Genomic DNA, 19,618 nt, shown 5'->3' with positions numbered 1-19,618 from the left:
TCGTTCTCTCATTTAGGGTTAAAAATCAAACAATTGTTCTTCAATTCGTTCAATTTCTTGTAATAATTTTTTGATAAAACGAAGTTTATCATTAATTGCTTTCGCTTGCTGCCATTGTTGGCTTAAAAGTGCGGTGGATAATTCGGATAAAATATCCTGTTGTTCTTGTTCTATTTCCGCTAAAAATACCGTTAATTGTTCGCTATTCTGATTTTGCTCAATTTGTTCTAAATGCTCGCGCCATTCCATTTGTTGCATTAAAAATGCCATATCTTTGGTGCTTTTTTCTTCTAAATTTTGTTGTTCACCGGTATGAATGGCAATAATCGCATCTGCACGTAAAATAGGATCTTTCAATATTTGCAATGCATCGTTTATTTCTGCTGACTTTTGCATGGCTAAACGCTGCTCTTGCGGCGAACAATGTGCAAAATTATCAGGGTGCAACGATTTTTGTAAAGCAAGATAGCGTTCCGATAGGATCGCTTGTTCAATATGGAAATTTACAGGTAAATCAAATAAAGCAAAGGGATTTTTCATAATTTATACGTTAAAACTTTCACCACAACCGCATTGATCTTTGACATTTGGGTTACTAAATTTGAAACCTTCATTCAAGCCTTCTTTGACAAAATCAAGCTCGGTGCCATCAAGATAAACAAGACTTTTTGTATCCACAATGACTTTGACACCATCTTGTTCATATACATTGTCATCTTCATTGAGTTCATCTACAAATTCAAGCACATAAGCTAAACCTGAACAACCAGAGGTTTTAATGCCTAAACGTAATCCAATACCTTTACCGCGATTTTGTAAAAATGTTCTTACTCGATTTGCCGCACTTTCCGTTAATGTGATTGCCATACTTAACCTCAAAACAAAGAATACTTATTACATCAATATATTAGAACAAAGGCAAACGAATGCTCACCTTTATTGTTCAAATAGCTACTAAAACATAAAAAAGAAGGGGAAAGACGTTAGTTTCTTTCACCTAGTAATTAATAAAGTGCGGTGAAAAATACCGCACTTTTTTATTATTTACCTTGTTTTGATTTGTAGTCAGCAATCGCTGCTTTGATAGCATCTTCAGCAAGAATTGAACAGTGAACTTTTACTGGTGGTAATTCTAATTCTTCTGCAATTTGGCTGTTTTTAATCGCACCAGCTTCATCCAATGATTTGCCTTTTACCCATTCAGTGATTAATGAGCTTGATGCAATCGCAGAGCCACAACCGTAAGTTTTGAATTTTGCATCTTCAATAATGCCACTTTCATTCACTTTAATTTGTAATTGCATTACGTCACCGCAAGCTGGTGCACCCACCATACCTGTACCTACATCAGCCGCTTTTTTATCCATTGCACCAACGTTACGCGGGTTTTCATAATGATCTAATAATTTTTCACTATATGCCATTTTATTGTTCCTTTTATTTATCTTGTGATGGGCAATTAAAGCCCATCTACATTTATTGATTATGCGAAATTTGTTTAATTTCTTGCAGTAAAAGTAAAAATGCAAGTAAATAAACGCAAATTAGTGAGCGGTCCACTCAATCGTATCTAAATCAATACCTTCTTTGAATAAATCCCACAATGGAGATAAATCTCTTAATTTTTGCACCGCACCTTGCATAAGGCTAACGGTGTAATCAATTTCTTCTTCTGTTGTATAACGACCTAAAGAGAAACGAATAGAACTATGTGCTAATTCATCATTTAAACCTAAGGCACGTAATACGTAAGAAGGTTCTAAACTTGCTGAAGTACAAGCAGAGCCAGATGATACCGCAATATCACGCAATGCCATCATTAAGCTTTCACCTTCAACATAGTTGAAACTGATATTTAGGTTGTTATCTAAACGATGTTCCATTGAACCATTTACATAGGTTTCTTCAATATCTTTTAAGCCATTGTATAAGCGGTCACGTAATGCTTTTAAGCGTGGCATTTCAGTTGCCATTTCTTCTTTTGCAATACGATATGCTTCACCCATACCCACAATTTGATGTACCGGCAATGTACCTGAACGCATACCACGTTCATGACCACCGCCATGGATAATTGCTTCTAAACGAATACGTGGTTTACGACGAACATATAATGCCCCAATACCTTTTGGTCCATATAATTTATGGCTTGACATTGAAAGTAAATCAACAGGTAATTCTGCTAAATTAATGTCAACTTTACCCACACTTTGGGTTGCATCAGTATGGAAAATCACTTTATTGGCACGACAAAGTTCACCAATTGCTTTAATATCTTGAATCACGCCAATTTCGTTATTCGCATGCATAATTGATACTAAAATCGTATCCGGACGAATAGTTGCTTTTAACACATCTAAATCAATTAAACCATCTGATTTAGGCTCTAAATAAGTGACTTCAAAACCTTCACGCTCTAACTGACGGCAAGTATCTAATACGGCTTTATGCTCAGTTTTGCATGTAATAATGTGTTTACCTTTTGTTTGATAGAAATGTGCAGCACCTTTGATAGCTAAGTTATCTGCTTCTGTTGCACCTGAAGTGAAGACAATTTCACGTGAATCCGCACCAATTAAATCTGCGATTTGGTTACGTGCAATATCAACAGCTTCTTCTGCTTGCCAACCAAATTTATGCGAACGAGAGGCCGGGTTACCAAAGTTGCCTTCGATGGTTAAAAATTCCATCATTTTTTTAGCAACTCGCTCATCAACTGGGCAAGTTGCTGCATAATCCAAATAAATAGGTAATTTCATTATTCACTCCTAATAAATATCTTTCTCAATAATTAATGCCATTAATTATCTACTACCAATAAGTTTTCAAAATCTGGATGTTTTTGAAGCACTTTATTATTTTGCTTATTTACCAATTCTGCTAGCGTAATCTGATCTAAAAAACTCTCAATGCGATGACTTAATTCTTCCCACAAAGAATGAGTTAAACATTCATGACCTGCTTGGCAATTTCCTTTACCTAAACATTTTGTCACTGAAATATTTTCATTCACTGCCGCAATAATCATGCCAATTGAGATTTCTTCGGATGGCAAGCCTAATTGATAGCCACCGCCAGGACCACGTACACTTTTCACAATTCCGCCTCGACGCAATTTTGCAAAAAGTTGTTCTAAATAAGAAAGGGAAATATGTTGACGTTCAGAAATATCAGATAACGTAACGGGACCCTCTTGTGCATTTAATGCAATATCAAGAATAGCAGTCACCGCATAACGCCCTTTAGATGTTAATTTCATCCTTCTCTTTCCTTCAAAAAACGGATGCGCCTAGTTTACTTAACCCTGAATAATAGTCAACTATTATTCCGACTTAAACTTTTTGTTTTTCCACCGCACTTAACATTCCTCGCAGAATATTAAGTTCATTTTTTTCCAAACCAGCACGTTGATATAAACGTCGCAATTTTGGCATAACCCCTTGATTTTGAATAAAACCAAGAGATTTGAATACGCGCTCAGTATGTTCAAAAAAATATTCCAATTCCTGCGCATTAGCTAATGCTGAAATGCTTTGATTGGTATTATCTATTAATTCAACAGGAGATGTTTGCAAGAAAGCCATTCGCAATTCATAACATACCAGCTGCACAGCCATCGCTAAATTTAACGAACTATATTCAGGGTTGGCAGGAATGGTTAAATGGTATCGACACTTCAACAATTCTTCATTGGTTAACCCAATACGCTCACGCCCAAAAACGATCGCAATTTCACCGCACTTTGCGGCATTAATCGCTATTTCACCACATTGTCTCGGCTCAATTAAACTATTTTGTAAATGACGCAAACGTGCACTTGTGCCAATTACTAAATGACAATCCGTTATCGCATCCTCTAACTGATTGACCATTATCGCATTTTTCACTACATCTTCAGCACCGGCTGACAAAGCAATAGCTTGTTCATCAACTGGCTGCTTAGGAGACACCAAATACAGCTTGGTTAGCCCCATGGTTTTCATTGCACGTGCGGCAGAGCCAATATTGCCACTATGAGAGGTTTCAACTAATACAATGCGAATACGATCTAACATCTTCTTTTATTATTCTCAATATCGATGGTGTATTTTAGCATAATATCCCTAAAATTTACTGGGTTTCTATAAAAAATTTTAACTCTGGCAAATTGGAGAAAAAATGACTATAATGCACCGCACTTTAAGGCAATAACGATTGCCCTTGTTCTTTCCACAATTTCTCTAATGGACAATACTATGAACCCAATGTTAAATATCGCAATTCGTGCAGCACGAAAAGCAGGTAATATTATCGCAAAAAGCTATGAACGTCGTGATGATATTGAAACCAATGTAAAAGGCAGTAACGACTTTGTTACCAATATTGATAAAGCGGCTGAAAATGCAGTGATTGAAACAATCCGAGCCTCTTACCCAGAACACAGCATCATTTCGGAAGAAATCGGTAGCTTAGAGGGTAATGAACAAGACGTTCAATGGATAATTGATCCATTAGATGGCACCACTAATTTTATCAAAGGTTTCCCTCATTTCGCTGTTTCTATTGCTATTCGCGTTAAAGGTCGCACTGAAGTCGGCGTAGTTTATGATCCAATTAAAAATGAATTATTTACTGCAGTTCGTGGTAAAGGTGCTAAATTAAACGAAATTCGTTTACGCATTGCTGATCGCCGCGATATGAAAGGCGCTGTATTAGCAACCGGTTTTCCATTCAAAAATACGAAATTAATGCCAACTCAAATGGCAATTATGAATTCATTAATTGCAGATACAGCAGATTTCCGTCGCACTGGATCAGCAGCATTAGATTTATGCTATGTGGCAGCAGACCGAATTGACGGTTATTTTGAAATGGGATTTAAACCTTGGGATTGTGCAGCAGGTGACTTAATCGCACGTGAAGCTGGTGCATTAGTGTGTGACTTTGTTGCAGGCCATAATTATTTAACCTCAGGTCATTTAATTGCCGCTCATCCTCGTGTTGTAAAAGATATTTTAAATAAAATCCAACCTTGCTTAGCGCAAGACTTCAAATAATAAGTAAAAAGGGCAATATGCCCTTTTTATTTTTCACCATTTAACCAATGCTTTAATACAGATAAACTCTTATCTATATCCATTTCTAATTGTTCTACCCAAGGACCGATATTAACAATCCACTGTGGCGACTCAAATTGTTGCGCTAAATTCGCCGTTTGCTGGACAGATTGCATAGCCAGACTAGAAGCTGCGCCTTTTAACTTATGCATAATTTCTGCTAATTGCTGCGCTGAAATCTTCCCTTGTAAAAATAACTGATATGACATAACAAAATTCAATTCAGATTGAATGGCTTGTTCAAATAACAGCACATTATGTTTGTATGTTTCAATTCCAATGAAATCAAGTAATTCTTGTAATACTGTCAAATCAAACCAAGGCAATAAACGTTCTCCTACAACGCTATTTGGTTTTTGAGGTTTATTCGCTGAGCTAACGACAAAATCCGCTTCAAAATAACGATTTAAACAAGCATTTAATTGGTTAACTGACAACGGTTTCTTTAACACATCATCAATACCACAGGCTTGATATTCCGCCTTGTTATGCACTACATTCGCTGTCAAGGCAATTAAAAGCGGTAAACAATCCAATTCATCATTTTCATAAGCAGCTTTTAAATGCTTAGCAACATCTAATCCTGTCATATCAGGAAGTTGAATATCCAATAAAACTAAGTCGTACGTTGCTTTATTAAAAGCATTAATAGCATCCTTACCTGACATCGCAACATCAACTTGGTGCCCTAGTTTTTCCAATAATGCAATGGCAACAAGAATGTTCAATTGAATATCTTCAACAAGTAAAATTCGTAAATTTTTAACCGCACTTTGAGATACTGTTTCTTGTTGTTCAGCTGTTTTCGCTTCAATTTCTAAAGTAAAAGTTGAACCTATCCCTAATTGGCTTTTAACCGTCAAATCGCCCCCCATTAAGCGAGCGATATTACGGGAAACAGAAAGACCGATACCACTACCGACAGATTTTTTCGATGAAAATTCCGATTGATAATAAAGCTCAAAAATTTTATCTAATTCATGAGGATCGATACCTATTCCTGTATCTTGGATTGAAAACTCATAACGATTATTTTCTTTGCGCTTTACTGAGAGTACCACTTTGCCTGATTCAGTAAATTTCACTGCGTTATGCAACAGATTCCATAATATTTGACTTAAACGCGTACGGTCTAACAAAAGGAAACTCGGCAAATCATCCGTATATTTCAGCTCAAATACCAGATCTTTTTGCGTGGTCATTAAATTCGCAACATTTTGAATGTCCATAAGAAAACGATGAACATCCGTTTCAGATAAATAAAGTTCAATATTTTCCGTATCAATTTTTTCTAAATCAATAATATCGTTGAAAATATGCCCTAAAGAAACCGCACTTAGATTAATCGTCTGTAAATAATTACGCTGAGACTTAGTCAGATTCGTATCTAGTAACATATTACTTAAACCCAATATGCCATTTAGAGGAGTTCGCAATTCATGACTAATAGTGGCTAATAAAGTACTTTTATCTTGAATAGTTTTTGCTAATTCCTGACGGGAAAGTTCTAATTTCTCTACTAAAACGGTAAAAAAATAAATAACTGAAGGGGCTGAAATTAAACCAAAAATCACTGAGTAAATAAGATTATGCCAATTAATATTATCTAAAAAAATAATACTTAGGATAATCTGCGTGCATAAAGCAAAAATTGAAAGAATAAGAAAGCCAAGTAAAGAAAACTTAACCTTTCCTAGTTTGATAACCCAATCAATGTATCTTTGAGTAAAATGCTTAACGTTCTTCATAATTTAATCAAATATCAATTTTTGCTTCATTCTAACAAAATAAAAGAGAAGAAGAATAGTGTGTGACAAATAAAACTTCACATTTTCCCACCGCACTTTTTTCTGTTTTTTGTTTCTGCTTTCTCTTTTTTCAAAAAACAAAAATCCCAGCCATCTCTGACTGGGATTCTCTTTCTCTCTTATTCAAAACCTGGCGGTGTCCTACTCTCACATGGGGAAGCCCCACACTACCATCGGCGTTACAGCGTTTCACTTCTAAGTTCGGCATGGATTAGGTGGGTCCACTGCACTATCGCCGCCAAGATTATTCCTTCGATGTCTTTATCTATCTATTTATCGTTCTTTTCTATCACTCTTTATCAAAAACCAAAAACAAGCCTCAAACTTTCAATCTCTTCTCTCTCGTCTAAGTCCAACCCAAAAACAATTCAGGTTGTATAGTTAAGCCTCTCGGGCAATTAGTATGGGTTAGCTCAACGTCTCGCAACGCTTACACATCCCACCTATCTACGTCGTAGTCTACAACAACCCTTACCAACTTAAAGTCGGGGATGACTCATCTTGAGGCAAGTTTCGTGCTTAGATGCTTTCAGCACTTATCTCTTCCGCATTTAGCTACCCAGCAATGCCTCTGGCGAGACAACTGGAACACCAGTGATGCGTCCACTCCGGTCCTCTCGTACTAGGAGCAGCCCCTCTCAATCATCCAACGCCCACGGCAGATAGGGACCGAACTGTCTCACGACGTTCTAAACCCAGCTCGCGTACCACTTTAAATGGCGAACAGCCATACCCTTGGGACCTACTTCAGCCCCAGGATGTGATGAGCCGACATCGAGGTGCCAAACACCGCCGTCGATATGAACTCTTGGGCGGTATCAGCCTGTTATCCCCGGAGTACCTTTTATCCGTTGAGCGATGGCCCTTCCATTCAGAACCACCGGATCACTATGACCTGCTTTCGCACCTGCTCGACTTGTCTGTCTCGCAGTTAAGCTTGCTTATACCATTGCACTAACCTGACGATGTCCGACCGTCATTAGCAAACCTTCGTGCTCCTCCGTTACTCTTTGGGAGGAGACCGCCCCAGTCAAACTACCCACCAGACACTGTCCGAGAACGCGTTCCACGTCCTTCGTTAGAACATCAAACGTTAAAGGGTGGTATTTCAAGGACGCCTCCACAATCACTGGCGTGACTGCTTCTTAGGCTCCCACCTATCCTACACATCAAAATTCAATGTTCAGTGTCAAGCTATAGTAAAGGTTCACGGGGTCTTTCCGTCTAGCCGCGGGTACACCGCATCTTCACGGCGATTTCAATTTCACTGAGTCTCGGGTGGAGACAGCCTGGCCATCATTATGCCATTCGTGCAGGTCGGAACTTACCCGACAAGGAATTTCGCTACCTTAGGACCGTTATAGTTACGGCCGCCGTTTACTGGGGCTTCGATCAGGAGCTTCTCTTTCGATAACACCATCAATTAACCTTCCAGCACCGGGCAGGCATCACACCCTATACGTCCACTTTCGTGTTTGCAGAGTGCTGTGTTTTTAATAAACAGTTGCAGCCAGCTGGTATCTTCGACCGGTTCACCCTTCGTCCGCAAGGGACTACAAGCTACGCCGGCGCACCTTCTCCCGAAGTTACGGTGCTATTTTGCCTAGTTCCTTCACCCGAGTTCTCTCAAGCGCCTGAGTATTCTCTACCTGACCACCTGTGTCGGTTTTCAGTACGGTTTAGATAAACCTGAAGCTTAGTGGCTTTTCCTGGAAGCGTGGTATCAGTTACTTCAGTGCCGTAGCACCTCGTCATCAGTTCTCGGTGTTAAGAGAGTCCGGATTTGCCTAAACTCTCCACCTACCGCCTTAAACAGACATCCAACAGTCTGCTAACCTAACCTTCTCCGTCCCCACATCGCAGTTTATCCAAGTACGGGAATATTAACCCGTTTCCCATCGACTACGCTTTTCAGCCTCGCCTTAGGGGCCGACTCACCCTGCCCCGATTAACGTTGGACAGGAACCCTTGGTCTTCCGGCGAACGAGTTTTTCACTCGTTTTGTCGTTACTTATGTCAGCATTCGCACTTGTGATACGTCCAGCAAACCTCTCGATTCACCTTCTTCCGCTTACACAACGCTCCCCTACCCAACAATGTTTCCATTGATGCCGCAGCTTCGGTGACTAATTTAGCCCCGTTACATCTTCCGCGCAGGCCGACTCGACTAGTGAGCTATTACGCTTTCTTTAAATGATGGCTGCTTCTAAGCCAACATCCTAGCTGTCTAAGCCTTCCCACTTCGTTTCCCACTTAACTAGTACTTTGGGACCTTAGCTGGCGGTCTGGGTTGTTTCCCTCTCCACGATGAACGTTAGCACCCACCGTGTGTCTCCTATGCATTACTCTTCGGTATTCGCAGTTTGCATCGGGTTGGTAATCCGGGATGGACCCCTAGCCGAAACAGTGCTCTACCCCCGAAGGTATTCACATAAGGCTCTACCTAAATAGATTTCGGGGAGAACCAGCTATCTCCCGGTTTGATTGGCCTTTCACCCCCAGCCACAAGTCATCCGCTAATTTTTCAACATTAGTCGGTTCGGTCCTCCAATTAGTGTTACCCAATCTTCAACCTGCCCATGGCTAGATCACCGGGTTTCGGGTCTATACCTTGCAACTAATCGCCCAGTTAAGACTCGGTTTCCCTTCGGCTCCCTTATTCAGTTAACCTCGCTACAAAATATAAGTCGCTGACCCATTATACAAAAGGTACGCAGTCACCCATAAGGGCTCCCACTGCTTGTACGTACAAGGTTTCAGGTTCTATTTCACTCCCCTCACCGGGGTTCTTTTCGCCTTTCCTTCACAGTACTGGTTCACTATCGGTCAATCAGGAGTATTTAGCCTTGGAGGATGGTCCCCCCATCTTCAAACAGGATATCACGTGTCCCGCCCTACTTATCGTAAGCTTAGTACTTCAACCATGACTTCGAGTACGGGATTATCACCCTCTGTGATTGTGCTTCCCAGCACATTCCTCTGTCATCGCTGATATCACTTACTGGCTCTTCCACTTTCGCTCGCCGCTACTCACAGAATCTCGGTTGATTTCTTTTCCTCGGGGTACTTAGATGTTTCAGTTCTCCCGGTTTGCCTCATTAACCTATGGATTCAGTTAATGATAGTAGATTCTTCATCTACTGGGTTTCCCCATTCGGATATCTCGGATTAAACGCCTCTTATCGACTCATCCAAGCTTTTCGCAGATTAGCACGTCCTTCTTCGCCTCTGATTGCCAAGGCATCCACCTTGTACGCTTAGTCACTTAACTATACAACCTCAATTATTCTTGAGACGTCTCATCACTAAACACTTAGCTGCCTTTCTCAGCTAAGATTTTTTCTCTACTCAGACTTTCTTTCGAAAATCTCTCAGTTTTTCAGCTTGTTTCCTGGTTTTTAAAGAACAATAAGATGACCTGAATGCTTATTTTTATAAGCACTTCAATAAAAACATCTTTAAATGGCGTCCCCACGGGGATTCGAACCCCGGTTACCGCCGTGAAAGGGCGATGTCCTAGGCCTCTAGACGATGGGGACAGCATATAAAGATGTTCTTCTGTCTCTTCTATTTCATATCAAACAATCTGTGTGAGCACTTATTAAGCTTGTCTTTGTGTAAGGAGGTGATCCAACCGCAGGTTCCCCTACGGTTACCTTGTTACGACTTCACCCCAGTCATGAATCATACCGTGGTAAACGCCCCCCCGAAGGTTAAGCTATCTACTTCTGGTACAACCCACTCCCATGGTGTGACGGGCGGTGTGTACAAGGCCCGGGAACGTATTCACCGCAACATTCTGATTTGCGATTACTAGCGATTCCGACTTCATGGAGTCGAGTTGCAGACTCCAATCCGGACTACGATGCACTTTCTGAGATTCGCTCCAGGTCGCCCTTTCGCCGCCCTCTGTATGCACCATTGTAGCACGTGTGTAGCCCTACTCGTAAGGGCCATGATGACTTGACGTCATCCCCACCTTCCTCCAGTTTATCACTGGCAGTCTCCTTTGAGTTCCCGACCGAATCGCTGGCAACAAAGGATAAGGGTTGCGCTCGTTGCGGGACTTAACCCAACATTTCACAACACGAGCTGACGACAGCCATGCAGCACCTGTCTCAGAGCTCCCGAAGGCACACTCGCATCTCTGCAAGCTTCTCTGGATGTCAAGAGTAGGTAAGGTTCTTCGCGTTGCATCGAATTAAACCACATGCTCCACCGCTTGTGCGGGCCCCCGTCAATTCATTTGAGTTTTAACCTTGCGGCCGTACTCCCCAGGCGGTCGATTTATCACGTTAGCTTCGGGCACCAAACTTAAAGTCCAATCCCCAAATCGACAGCGTTTACAGCGTGGACTACCAGGGTATCTAATCCTGTTTGCTCCCCACGCTTTCGCACATGAGCGTCAGTACATTCCCAAGGGGCTGCCTTCGCCTTCGGTATTCCTCCACATCTCTACGCATTTCACCGCTACACGTGGAATTCTACCCCTCCCTAAAGTACTCTAGCGACCCAGTCTGAAATGCAATTCCTAGGTTAAGCCCAGGGATTTCACATCTCACTTAAATCACCGCCTGCGTGCCCTTTACGCCCAGTTATTCCGATTAACGCTCGCACCCTCCGTATTACCGCGGCTGCTGGCACGGAGTTAGCCGGTGCTTCTTCTGTAGTTAACGTCAATCAAGCTTGCTATTAACAAACTCGCCTTCCTCGCTACCGAAAGAACTTTACAACCCGAAGGCCTTCTTCATTCACGCGGCATGGCTGCGTCAGGGTTCCCCCCATTGCGCAATATTCCCCACTGCTGCCTCCCGTAGGAGTCTGGGCCGTGTCTCAGTCCCAGTGTGGCTGGTCATCCTCTCAGACCAGCTAGAGATCGCGGGCTTGGTAAGCCGTTACCTTACCAACTACCTAATCCCACTTGGGCTCATCTTATGGCAACTGGACCGAAGTTCCCAGTCTTTAGTCTTTAGACATTACGCGGTATTAGCTACAGTTTCCCGTAGTTATCCCCCTCCATAAGCCAGATTCCCAAGCATTACTCACCCGTCCGCCACTCGTCAGCAAGAAAGCAAGCTTTCTCCTGTTACCGTCCGACTTGCATGTGTTAAGCCTGCCGCCAGCGTTCAATCTGAGCCATGATCAAACTCTTCAATTTAAAAAGTTTAATCGCTCAATAAACTGCTTAGCTTAGTTTACATTCGTTTCAACATGAATTTATCACATCGAAACTATAATGAATTTCTAGTTTAAGCACTTATTCAGTCTTTATTTAATTTCTTCTAAACAAATCTTCAACAAGTGCCCACACAGATTGTCTGATATCTTTTTAAAGAACAAAAAAGAACGACGCGGGTTGCTTTTTACAAAATTGACAACGGCGTCGTTGTGGAGGCGTATTATAGGGAAAATTTAAATTCACGCAAGTACTTTTTGCAAAAAAAATTTGAAAATTTTTTCTTTTGCTGAAAAAAAATCCAAAACGTTCAAATTCACATCTATTCATAGATAAAAAAAAGCCTCTTCTATTCCCTATTCCAAATTTAGCAATAACAATTCTTCGAATCCCCAAAAATCAAGTACTTGTTGGAAATGTTGTTGTTCAGGGAATGATTGAGTGCAAAAAATAACATTTTTTTGTGAAATTTTTGACTGCACTTCAATGCCTTGTAATAAAAATTGCACTCGTTTAGCAATGGCTTTTCCTGAGTCAATAAAAGATTTAACTTGCGGTAGACACCAAGCGATTTCTTCCTTAATAAGTGGGAAATGGGTACAACCTAAAACAACAGCATCCAAATTAGTAATCTGACTCCAAGGTTCCAGTTCTTGTTTTAATGCAACCAAATCAACAGCTTCTCCTCGAAGTTTTTGCTCCGCAATTTCCACTAATTTAGTGCTGCCAATTTTTTCTACCTGACAGTCTGCAGCATATTGTTGAATTAAATCTGCTACATATTGACGTTTAACCGTCCCCTTTGTTGCCAATAATCCAATGTGTTTATTTTCTGATGTTTCTGCTGCCGGTTTAATCGCAGGCACAGTTCCCACAATGGGAATGGAAAAATGTTGACGCAGTACAGGCAAAACGACAGTACTTGCTGTATTACAAGCAATGACGATTAAATCCAATGGAAAATCTTGATTAATGTTCTGACAAATCGCTAATGTTCGTTCAATGATATTTTGCTCTGTCTTTTCGGAATAAGGAAAAAATGCGTTATCAAAGCAATATAAATAATGGCAATCAGGCAAAAGCTGTTTGGTTTCTTTATATACACTGAAGCCACCGACACCCGAATCGAAGAAAAGAATTGTGGGTTGTGATTGTTGCATAATAATTTCCTAAAACTCGTTAAAAAGACACCGCACTTTTATGCGTTGGAGTAAATTTCTTTTTGATTAAGCCAACGTTTAATTAAAGCTTCTGATAACTCAGGATATTTTACGATAAATTGTTTGGCATAATGCTGTACAGTAGGAATCATTCGGCGATCTCGCATTAAATTCGCCACTTTAAATTCTGCCACACCAGTTTGTTTTGTGCCTAATACTTCACCGGGTCCACGAATTTCAAGATCTTTCTCAGAAATAAGGAATCCATCTTGGCTTTCTCTCAATACTTGCAATCGTTTCTGCGATACTTTACCCAACGGCGGTTTGTACATAAGAACACAAAAGGAGGCTGTACTGCCTCGACCCACACGACCTCGTAATTGATGTAACTGAGAAAGACCTAAGCGTTCCGCATTTTCAATGATCATTAAACTGGCATTTGGCACATCAACACCGACCTCAATCACCGTTGTTGCCACCAACAAATCCAACTCGGCCTGCTTAAATGCCATCATAATATCTTGTTTTTCGCTCGGTTTCATTCGTCCATGCACCAAACCTATGCGTAAGTGCGGTAGAATTTTACGCAAATCTTCCGCAATGGCTTCTGCTGCCTGCGCTTCAAGCACTTCTGATTCATCAATCAACGTACAGACCCAATAGGCCTGACGCTTTTCATTAATACAAGCATGATTGACACGTTCAATAATTTCCGCTCGTCGTTCTTCTGACATTACCACTGTTGTAATTGGCGTTCGCCCCGGTGGTAATTCATCAATAATTGACGTATCCAAATCCGCATAGACGGTCATTGCCAGTGTACGAGGAATTGGCGTTGCAGTCATAATAAGCTGATGTGGATAAATGCCCGCTTTTTCCCCTTTTTCTCGCAACATTAAACGTTGATGAACGCCAAAGCGATGCTGTTCGTCAATGATGATTAATGCCAAATCAGCGAATTCCACTTCTTCTTGAAATAGCGCGTGCGTGCCCACAATCATCTGCACATCGCCTTGTTTAATCCGTTCTAATTCGGTTTGACGTGCTTTGCCTTTTACCTTACCCGCTAGCCAACCTACTTGAATACCTAATGGATTAAGCCAACGTTTAAAATTTTCTGCATGCTGTTCTGCCAAGATTTCCGTTGGTGCCATCAATGCCACTTGTTTTTGGTTATCAATCGCGAGCAAAGCGGCTAAAGCTGCCACTAATGTTTTACCCGAACCGACATCGCCTTGCACTAAACGCATCATAGGATGGGATTGAGTGAGATCTTGCTCAATCTCTGCAATCACTCTTAATTGCGCATTCGTCGGTTGAAAAGGTAATTGGCTTAGAAAACGTTGTTTTAAATCAGATTGATAATGTAACGCTTGCGCTTGATATTGCTGAACACCCAATTTCATTTTTTGCATAACCAGATTATGCGCCAATAACTCTTCAAAAATTAACCGCACTTGTGCAGGATGCTGCCCTTTTTCAAGAAGTTCTAACGAAATATCTGGTGGCGGTCGATGTAAAAATCGAATCGCTTCTTTTAAACTAAAAGGATTAGGGTTAAATTCAGTAGGTAGAATTTCGGTAATCTGTAAGGAATCTAATAATTCTAATGCTTGATCCGTTAATTTCCGCAACGTATTTTGCTTAAGTCCATCCGTTGTTGAATAAATAGGCGTCAAATTTTCTTCTAACAAAAGAGGTTTGTCATCACGAATAATTTGATATTCAGGATGATGAATTTCAGCCATAAAACGACCGCGCTTTACTTCGCCAAATGCCTTCACCCTTGTGCCAATTTGAAAACTATTTTTCATACCCGCGTTAAAATTGAAAAAACGCAGCATAATTTTGGATGAACCATCGGATAAGCTGACCATTAACATGGGACGTTTACCAAATTGCACTTCGCAAATTTGTACCTGTCCCTCAATAGTGGCATATTGTTCAGGGCGTAAATCAATTATTGCCGTAATTCGCGTACGATCTTCATAACGAAGGGGAAAATGAAACAGGAGATCTTGCAAATTATAAATTCCAAGTCGTCCTAATTTTTCAGAAATGGCTGCCCCTACACCAGACAAGGTCGTCAATGGAACAGCATTAAGAAGTTGCGTATTCATAACTAATCTGTGAGTGCATTAATATTACGTTTAACCGAAGTTACACCGGTAATATTTTCAATTTTACGCATCACTTTGACAAGTTGTTTTAAATTTGATGTGGTTAACACAAGGATGACTAAACATTGTTCCCCATCTTCTTCAGTCCAAACGCTATGGATATTACTTTGCGCAGCTGAAACCACTGACATAATATTTCCCAAAGCTCTTTGATCGACCATTTCGATACGTAATTCAGCTTCAAATTGCACTGAAGAAAAATGCTCATCCCAACTGAATACTTGTAAATCTTGGCCATGGCGTAATAGCGTGGCACAATTTTCATGGTGAACAACTAGTTCATTCTGATGGTTTTCATAAGCAAAAACAGGATCACCAAACACAGGATGACAACAATCTGCCAATACATAGTTCTTATTTTGAAGAGAAGAATGTGTATTTTGTTCTTCTAACGTTTTTAATACTTGACGAATTGTAGAGCGTGCTTTTCCTGTTACCACAAAATTGAGCCAACTTGCTTGCGGTTTGGCTTTTGGGGAAGTCACAATATCAACAGTTTGACCAGACACCAGCGGTTGAGAAAGCGAATAATCCATACGTTCAACTTTTGCTGCAACACAATGATTACCCACATCAGTATGTACTGCATAAGCAAAATCCACAGCAGTCGCGCCTCTTGGTAATTCAATAATGCGTCCTTTAGGCGTAAACACATAGATCTCGTGTGAAAATAAATCTGATTTTACACTTTCAATAAATTCAAAAGAATTACCCGCACTTTGTTGTAATTCAATGATATTTTGTAGCCAACGTTGCGCCTTAATTTGTGGCGTAGTGGCATCATTTTTACCATCTTTTTTATAGACCCAATGCGCCGTGATGCCCATTTCTGCCATACGATCCATTTCTTCAGTACGAATTTGCACTTCAACAGGTACGCCTTTTGGACCTATGGTTGAAGTATGTAACGCTTGGTAACCATTGGCTTTAGGCACAGCGATATAATCTTTAATGTATCTGGCTTTTGGTTTATATAAATGATGCACCTGCCCTAATGTGCGGTAGCAATCATCTACGGTATTTACAATAACGCGGAAATCATAAATATCTAAAAGAGAACGAAATTCTTGCTCTCGCTGTTTCATATTTTGATAAATATAAAACTGAGGCTTTTCTTGCCCAAATACACGAGCAGCAATTCCGACAGATTGTAAGCGCTGTTGTAATTCATCAATAATAGGTTGAATAAGCTCTTGGTGTTTACCTCGGATAATTTGCAATACTTTTTGCAATACCGCATAACGCTGAGGATACATGGCTTGAAAACAAAGATCTTCTAACTTGTTTTTAATGTTTTCAATACCAAGACGGTGGGCTAACGGGCTATAAATTTCAAGGGTTTCTTTAGCAATACGGCGACGTTTATCAGGACGTAATGCGCCCAACGTTTGCATATTATGTGTGCGGTCAGCTAATTTAATCAAAACCACACGAATATCTTTGGTCATCGCCAAAATCATTTTGCGAAAACTTTCGGCTTGCGCTTCCTGACGTGTTCTAAATTTTAGTTTATCTAATTTAGATACGCCATCCACAATATCAGCAACGCTATGACCAAATTCGTCCGTTAATTGTTGTTCTGTGTAGGGAGTATCTTCAATCACATCATGCAACAACGCCGCCATAATGGCTTCATGATCAAGGCGCATTTCTGCAATAATGCAAGCAACTGCAACAGGATGGGTGATGTAAGGCTCGCCACTTGAACGAAATTGACCTTCATGTCCGTCTTTTGCAATAACAAAAGCACGCTTAATCAGATCAATCTGCTCTTCGGGTAAATATTGTTGGATGATTTTATTTAAAGGTTCAAAAAAATGCATTACCAACCCCCTGTTCAAATAACAAGCCTAAAATGAGGTGAAAAAAGACCGCACTTATTCAGTAACAAAAGCGGCTGCTTGTGTTTTTTCTTCATAAACAAAAACATCTTGACGCTCTTGCGCATTCATAATGTCATTGTTAATTAAACCTTTTTCAATCTCACGCAACGCAATCACTGTTGGTTTGTCGTTATCTTCTGGCACCAAAGGTTCACTTTGATGAAGTTGTAATTGTCTTGCACGACGAGCTGCAACTAAAATTAAATCAAAACGGTTGCCAATTTTTTCTACTGCATCTTGCACAGTAACACGAGCCATATTTTACTCCAATTCATTCGTATTTTTAAAATAAGGGGAAATATAATACTAAAGTGTGGTCTATTTTGCTAGCAATTCTGCGATTAAGCACTGATTTTCCCGTTGTTGATAATTCATCGTCAATTTTTCAGCAGTTAAAATCGCTTTTAATTCGCATAATGCCTGTTCAAAATCATCATTTACAATCACATAATCATATTCATTGTAATGCGAAATTTCACTTATTGCTTTTGACATACGATCGGCAATCACTTCCGCACTATCTTGACCTCGACCAATCAAACGACGCTCTAATTCAGTCAATGAAGGGGGTAAAATAAAAATACTTTTGACTGAAGGCACTTTCTCTCGAATTTGTTGCGCACCTTGCCAGTCAATATCAAGGAAAACATCAATACCTTGGGCCAAATTTTGCTCAATAGCTCGCAATGAAGTGCCATAATAATTGCCACCGAAAACCTTGGCATATTCTAAAAACACATTTTGTGCGATCAGCTGTTCAAATTCATCCACCGATACAAAATAATAATGTACGCCATCTTCCTCTCCAGGTCTGGGTTGACGCGTTGTATGCGAAACCGACACCATCGTTTTTTTCTGCTCGTCTTGTTTTAACAAAGCTGAAATTAATGAAGATTTTCCCGCGCCACTTGGTGCTGACAGAATATAAAGATTCCCTTGTGACATAATTTGCTCCCACTTATTTAATTTCACCATCTTATTATGCCTCATAAAAAGGATAAATTTCATCAAAAGTGCGGTGAAAAATATAATTTTTTTATAAAAAACTGGTTTCTTATTTTTATTCGTTAATAGATTTAAAATTTCTTGTTATTCATCCACTAAAAATTTGATATAGATCACAAAATCATTGTGTTGTATTATGTCTTTCCGTTTCGTTATAAACTGAAATCGTGCTATAATCTCGACGTGACAGCAAGTTGACTTTTAAAAGCGACAAACTGTAATAAATTTTGTTTAACTTTAAATATAGGTGAAAAACTTATGGCAATTAAAATTGGTATCAATGGTTTTGGTCGTATCGGCCGTATCGTATTCCGCGCTGCACAACTTCGTGATGATATCGAAGTTGTAGGTATCAACGACTTAATCGACGTTGATTACATGGCTTACATGTTAAAATACGATTCAACTCATGGTCGTTTTGACGGTTCTGTTGAAGTTAAAGATGGTAACCTAATCGTTAACGGTAAAACTATCCGTGTAACTGCAGAGCGCGATCCAGCAAACTTAAAATGGAACGAAATCGGTGTTGATATCGCAGTTGAAGCAACTGGTATCTTCTTAACTGATGAAACAGCTCGCAAACACATCACAGCTGGTGCGAAAAAAGTTGTTTTAACTGGTCCATCTAAAGACAGCACACCAATGTTCGTTCGTGGTGTAAACTTCCAAGATTATGCAGGTCAAGACATCGTTTCTAACGCTTCTTGTACAACTAACTGTTTAGCACCTTTAGCACGTGTTATCCACGAAACTTTCGGTATCAAAGATGGTTTAATGACAACTGTTCACGCAACTACAGCAACTCAAAAAACTGTAGATGGTCCATCTGCTAAAGACTGGCGCGGTGGTCGTGGTGCGTCACAAAACATCATCCCATCTTCAACTGGTGCTGCAAAAGCTGTAGGTAAAGTATTACCAGCATTAAACGGCAAATTAACAGGTATGGCGTTCCGCGTTCCTACTCCAAACGTATCTGTAGTTGACTTAACTGTAAACTTAGAAAAAGCAGCAAGCTATGAAGAAATCAAGAAAGCAGTTAAAGATGCAGCTGAAGGTAAAACTTTCAACGGCGAATTAAAAGGCGTTTTAGGTTACACTGAAGATGCTGTTGTTTCTACAGACTTCAACGGTGCAGTTGAAACTTCTGTATTCGACGCAGACGCAGGTATCGCATTAACTGATACATTCGTTAAATTAGTTTCTTGGTATGACAACGAAACTGGTTACTCAAACAAAGTATTAGACTTAGTTGCTTTAGTTCACAACTACAAAGGCTAATCTAAGCTTATTCTAATCGCAGACCGTACTGC

The 19,618-nt window shown here is 40.2% G+C and carries 14 protein-coding genes, 1 tRNA gene and 3 rRNA genes; 2 read left to right on the top strand and 16 right to left on the bottom strand.

Annotated elements, in window-relative coordinates; all coding sequences use genetic code 11:
• Positions 1 to 18: 18 nt before the first annotated feature.
• The 6 genes from hscB to trmJ form a co-directional block, all read right to left on the bottom strand.
• Positions 19 to 540, bottom strand: a complete 522-nt coding sequence (gene hscB, locus ACUXZ4_RS03650) for a Fe-S protein assembly co-chaperone HscB (protein ID WP_464973684.1) — start codon at positions 538 to 540, stop codon at positions 19 to 21.
• Between the two features lie 3 nt (positions 541 to 543).
• Positions 544 to 867 carry an iron-sulfur cluster assembly protein IscA gene (gene iscA, locus ACUXZ4_RS03645; protein ID WP_464973683.1) on the bottom strand — a complete coding sequence of 108 codons (324 nt, stop codon included), beginning with the start codon at positions 865 to 867 and terminating at the stop codon, positions 544 to 546.
• A gap of 173 nt (positions 868 to 1,040) precedes the next feature.
• Positions 1,041 to 1,424, bottom strand: a complete 384-nt coding sequence (gene iscU, locus ACUXZ4_RS03640) for a Fe-S cluster assembly scaffold IscU (RefSeq protein WP_464973682.1) — start codon at positions 1,422 to 1,424, stop codon at positions 1,041 to 1,043.
• Positions 1,425 to 1,544: 120 nt separating this feature from the next.
• Entirely contained in the window at positions 1,545 to 2,759 is a 1,215-nt protein-coding gene (locus ACUXZ4_RS03635) for an IscS subfamily cysteine desulfurase (protein WP_464973681.1), read from the bottom strand.
• 41 nt (positions 2,760 to 2,800) lie between these two features.
• Entirely contained in the window at positions 2,801 to 3,259 is a 459-nt protein-coding gene (iscR, locus tag ACUXZ4_RS03630) for a Fe-S cluster assembly transcriptional regulator IscR (RefSeq protein ID WP_464973680.1), read from the bottom strand.
• A gap of 73 nt (positions 3,260 to 3,332) precedes the next feature.
• Positions 3,333 to 4,055 carry a tRNA (cytosine(32)/uridine(32)-2'-O)-methyltransferase TrmJ gene (trmJ, locus tag ACUXZ4_RS03625; RefSeq protein ID WP_464973679.1) on the bottom strand — a complete coding sequence of 241 codons (723 nt, stop codon included), beginning with the start codon at positions 4,053 to 4,055 and terminating at the stop codon, positions 3,333 to 3,335.
• Positions 4,056 to 4,235: 180 nt separating this feature from the next.
• Here trmJ and suhB point away from each other — a divergent pair, with 180 nt between their 5' ends.
• Complete coding sequence (gene suhB, locus ACUXZ4_RS03620; RefSeq protein WP_464973678.1) at positions 4,236 to 5,036, top strand: inositol-1-monophosphatase; 801 nt, start codon at positions 4,236 to 4,238, stop codon at positions 5,034 to 5,036.
• Between the two features lie 26 nt (positions 5,037 to 5,062).
• Here suhB and ACUXZ4_RS03615 read toward each other — a convergent pair whose 3' ends face one another.
• From ACUXZ4_RS03615 to gmk, 10 genes are all read right to left on the bottom strand, one after another.
• Positions 5,063 to 6,844, bottom strand: coding sequence for an ATP-binding protein (locus ACUXZ4_RS03615; protein ID WP_464973677.1), 1,782 nt, complete (start codon positions 6,842 to 6,844; stop codon positions 5,063 to 5,065).
• A gap of 188 nt (positions 6,845 to 7,032) precedes the next feature.
• Positions 7,033 to 7,147, bottom strand: a 5S ribosomal RNA gene (gene rrf, locus ACUXZ4_RS03610).
• A gap of 134 nt (positions 7,148 to 7,281) precedes the next feature.
• Positions 7,282 to 10,175: ribosomal RNA gene (locus tag ACUXZ4_RS03605) — 23S ribosomal RNA — on the bottom strand.
• 192 nt (positions 10,176 to 10,367) lie between these two features.
• Positions 10,368 to 10,443 (bottom strand) — tRNA-Glu (locus ACUXZ4_RS03600).
• A 79-nt stretch (positions 10,444 to 10,522) separates the two neighbouring features.
• Positions 10,523 to 12,062, bottom strand: a 16S ribosomal RNA gene (locus ACUXZ4_RS03595).
• Together the 16S, 23S and 5S rRNA genes with 1 tRNA gene alongside form the textbook arrangement of a ribosomal RNA operon.
• 374 nt (positions 12,063 to 12,436) lie before the next feature.
• Positions 12,437 to 13,240: a glutamate racemase gene (murI, locus tag ACUXZ4_RS03590; RefSeq protein ID WP_464973676.1), complete on the bottom strand. Its 804-nt coding sequence runs from the start codon at positions 13,238 to 13,240 to the stop codon at positions 12,437 to 12,439.
• A 38-nt stretch (positions 13,241 to 13,278) separates the two neighbouring features.
• Entirely contained in the window at positions 13,279 to 15,360 is a 2,082-nt protein-coding gene (gene recG / locus ACUXZ4_RS03585; protein ID WP_464973675.1) for an ATP-dependent DNA helicase RecG, read from the bottom strand.
• A gap of 2 nt (positions 15,361 to 15,362) precedes the next feature.
• Complete coding sequence (locus ACUXZ4_RS03580) at positions 15,363 to 17,243, bottom strand: RelA/SpoT family protein (RefSeq protein ID WP_464973674.1); 1,881 nt, start codon at positions 17,241 to 17,243, stop codon at positions 15,363 to 15,365.
• 54 nt (positions 17,244 to 17,297) lie between these two features.
• Positions 17,298 to 17,561 (bottom strand): DNA-directed RNA polymerase subunit omega, encoded by a 264-nt coding sequence (rpoZ, locus tag ACUXZ4_RS03575; RefSeq protein WP_464973673.1) that lies wholly within the window; start codon positions 17,559 to 17,561, stop codon positions 17,298 to 17,300.
• A 60-nt stretch (positions 17,562 to 17,621) separates the two neighbouring features.
• Complete coding sequence (gene gmk / locus ACUXZ4_RS03570; RefSeq protein ID WP_464973672.1) at positions 17,622 to 18,248, bottom strand: guanylate kinase; 627 nt, start codon at positions 18,246 to 18,248, stop codon at positions 17,622 to 17,624.
• Between the two features lie 318 nt (positions 18,249 to 18,566).
• Here gmk and gap point away from each other — a divergent pair, with 318 nt between their 5' ends.
• Positions 18,567 to 19,586, top strand: a complete 1,020-nt coding sequence (gene gap, locus ACUXZ4_RS03565; protein ID WP_464973671.1) for a type I glyceraldehyde-3-phosphate dehydrogenase — start codon at positions 18,567 to 18,569, stop codon at positions 19,584 to 19,586.
• The last annotated feature ends 32 nt before the right edge of the window (positions 19,587 to 19,618 follow it).

Source organism: Reella acinonychis, assembly GCF_052828705.1.
Note: the sequence above shows the minus strand (reverse complement) of the source record. Positions and strands in the feature narration are given on the sequence as shown.

Bases quoted from the DNA above. Each gene is read 5' to 3' on its own strand.
- rpoZ (WP_464973673.1), bottom strand. From the start codon at position 17,561: ATGGCTCGTGTTACTGTGCAAGATGCAGTAGAAAAAATTGGCAACCGT.
- iscR (WP_464973680.1), bottom strand. From the start codon at position 3,259: ATGAAATTAACATCTAAAGGGCGTTATGCGGTGACTGCTATTCTTGAT.
- iscU (WP_464973682.1), bottom strand. From the start codon at position 1,424: ATGGCATATAGTGAAAAATTATTAGATCATTATGAAAACCCGCGTAAC.
- trmJ (WP_464973679.1), bottom strand. From the start codon at position 4,055: ATGTTAGATCGTATTCGCATTGTATTAGTTGAAACCTCTCATAGTGGC.
- ACUXZ4_RS03615 (WP_464973677.1), bottom strand. From the start codon at position 6,844: ATGAAGAACGTTAAGCATTTTACTCAAAGATACATTGATTGGGTTATC.
- ACUXZ4_RS03580 (WP_464973674.1), bottom strand. From the start codon at position 17,243: ATGCATTTTTTTGAACCTTTAAATAAAATCATCCAACAATATTTACCC.
- ACUXZ4_RS03635 (WP_464973681.1), bottom strand. From the start codon at position 2,759: ATGAAATTACCTATTTATTTGGATTATGCAGCAACTTGCCCAGTTGAT.
- gap (WP_464973671.1), top strand. From the start codon at position 18,567: ATGGCAATTAAAATTGGTATCAATGGTTTTGGTCGTATCGGCCGTATC.
- gmk (WP_464973672.1), bottom strand. From the start codon at position 18,248: ATGTCACAAGGGAATCTTTATATTCTGTCAGCACCAAGTGGCGCGGGA.
- suhB (WP_464973678.1), top strand. From the start codon at position 4,236: ATGAACCCAATGTTAAATATCGCAATTCGTGCAGCACGAAAAGCAGGT.
- recG (WP_464973675.1), bottom strand. From the start codon at position 15,360: ATGAATACGCAACTTCTTAATGCTGTTCCATTGACGACCTTGTCTGGT.
- iscA (WP_464973683.1), bottom strand. From the start codon at position 867: ATGGCAATCACATTAACGGAAAGTGCGGCAAATCGAGTAAGAACATTT.
- hscB (WP_464973684.1), bottom strand. From the start codon at position 540: ATGAAAAATCCCTTTGCTTTATTTGATTTACCTGTAAATTTCCATATT.
- murI (WP_464973676.1), bottom strand. From the start codon at position 13,240: ATGCAACAATCACAACCCACAATTCTTTTCTTCGATTCGGGTGTCGGT.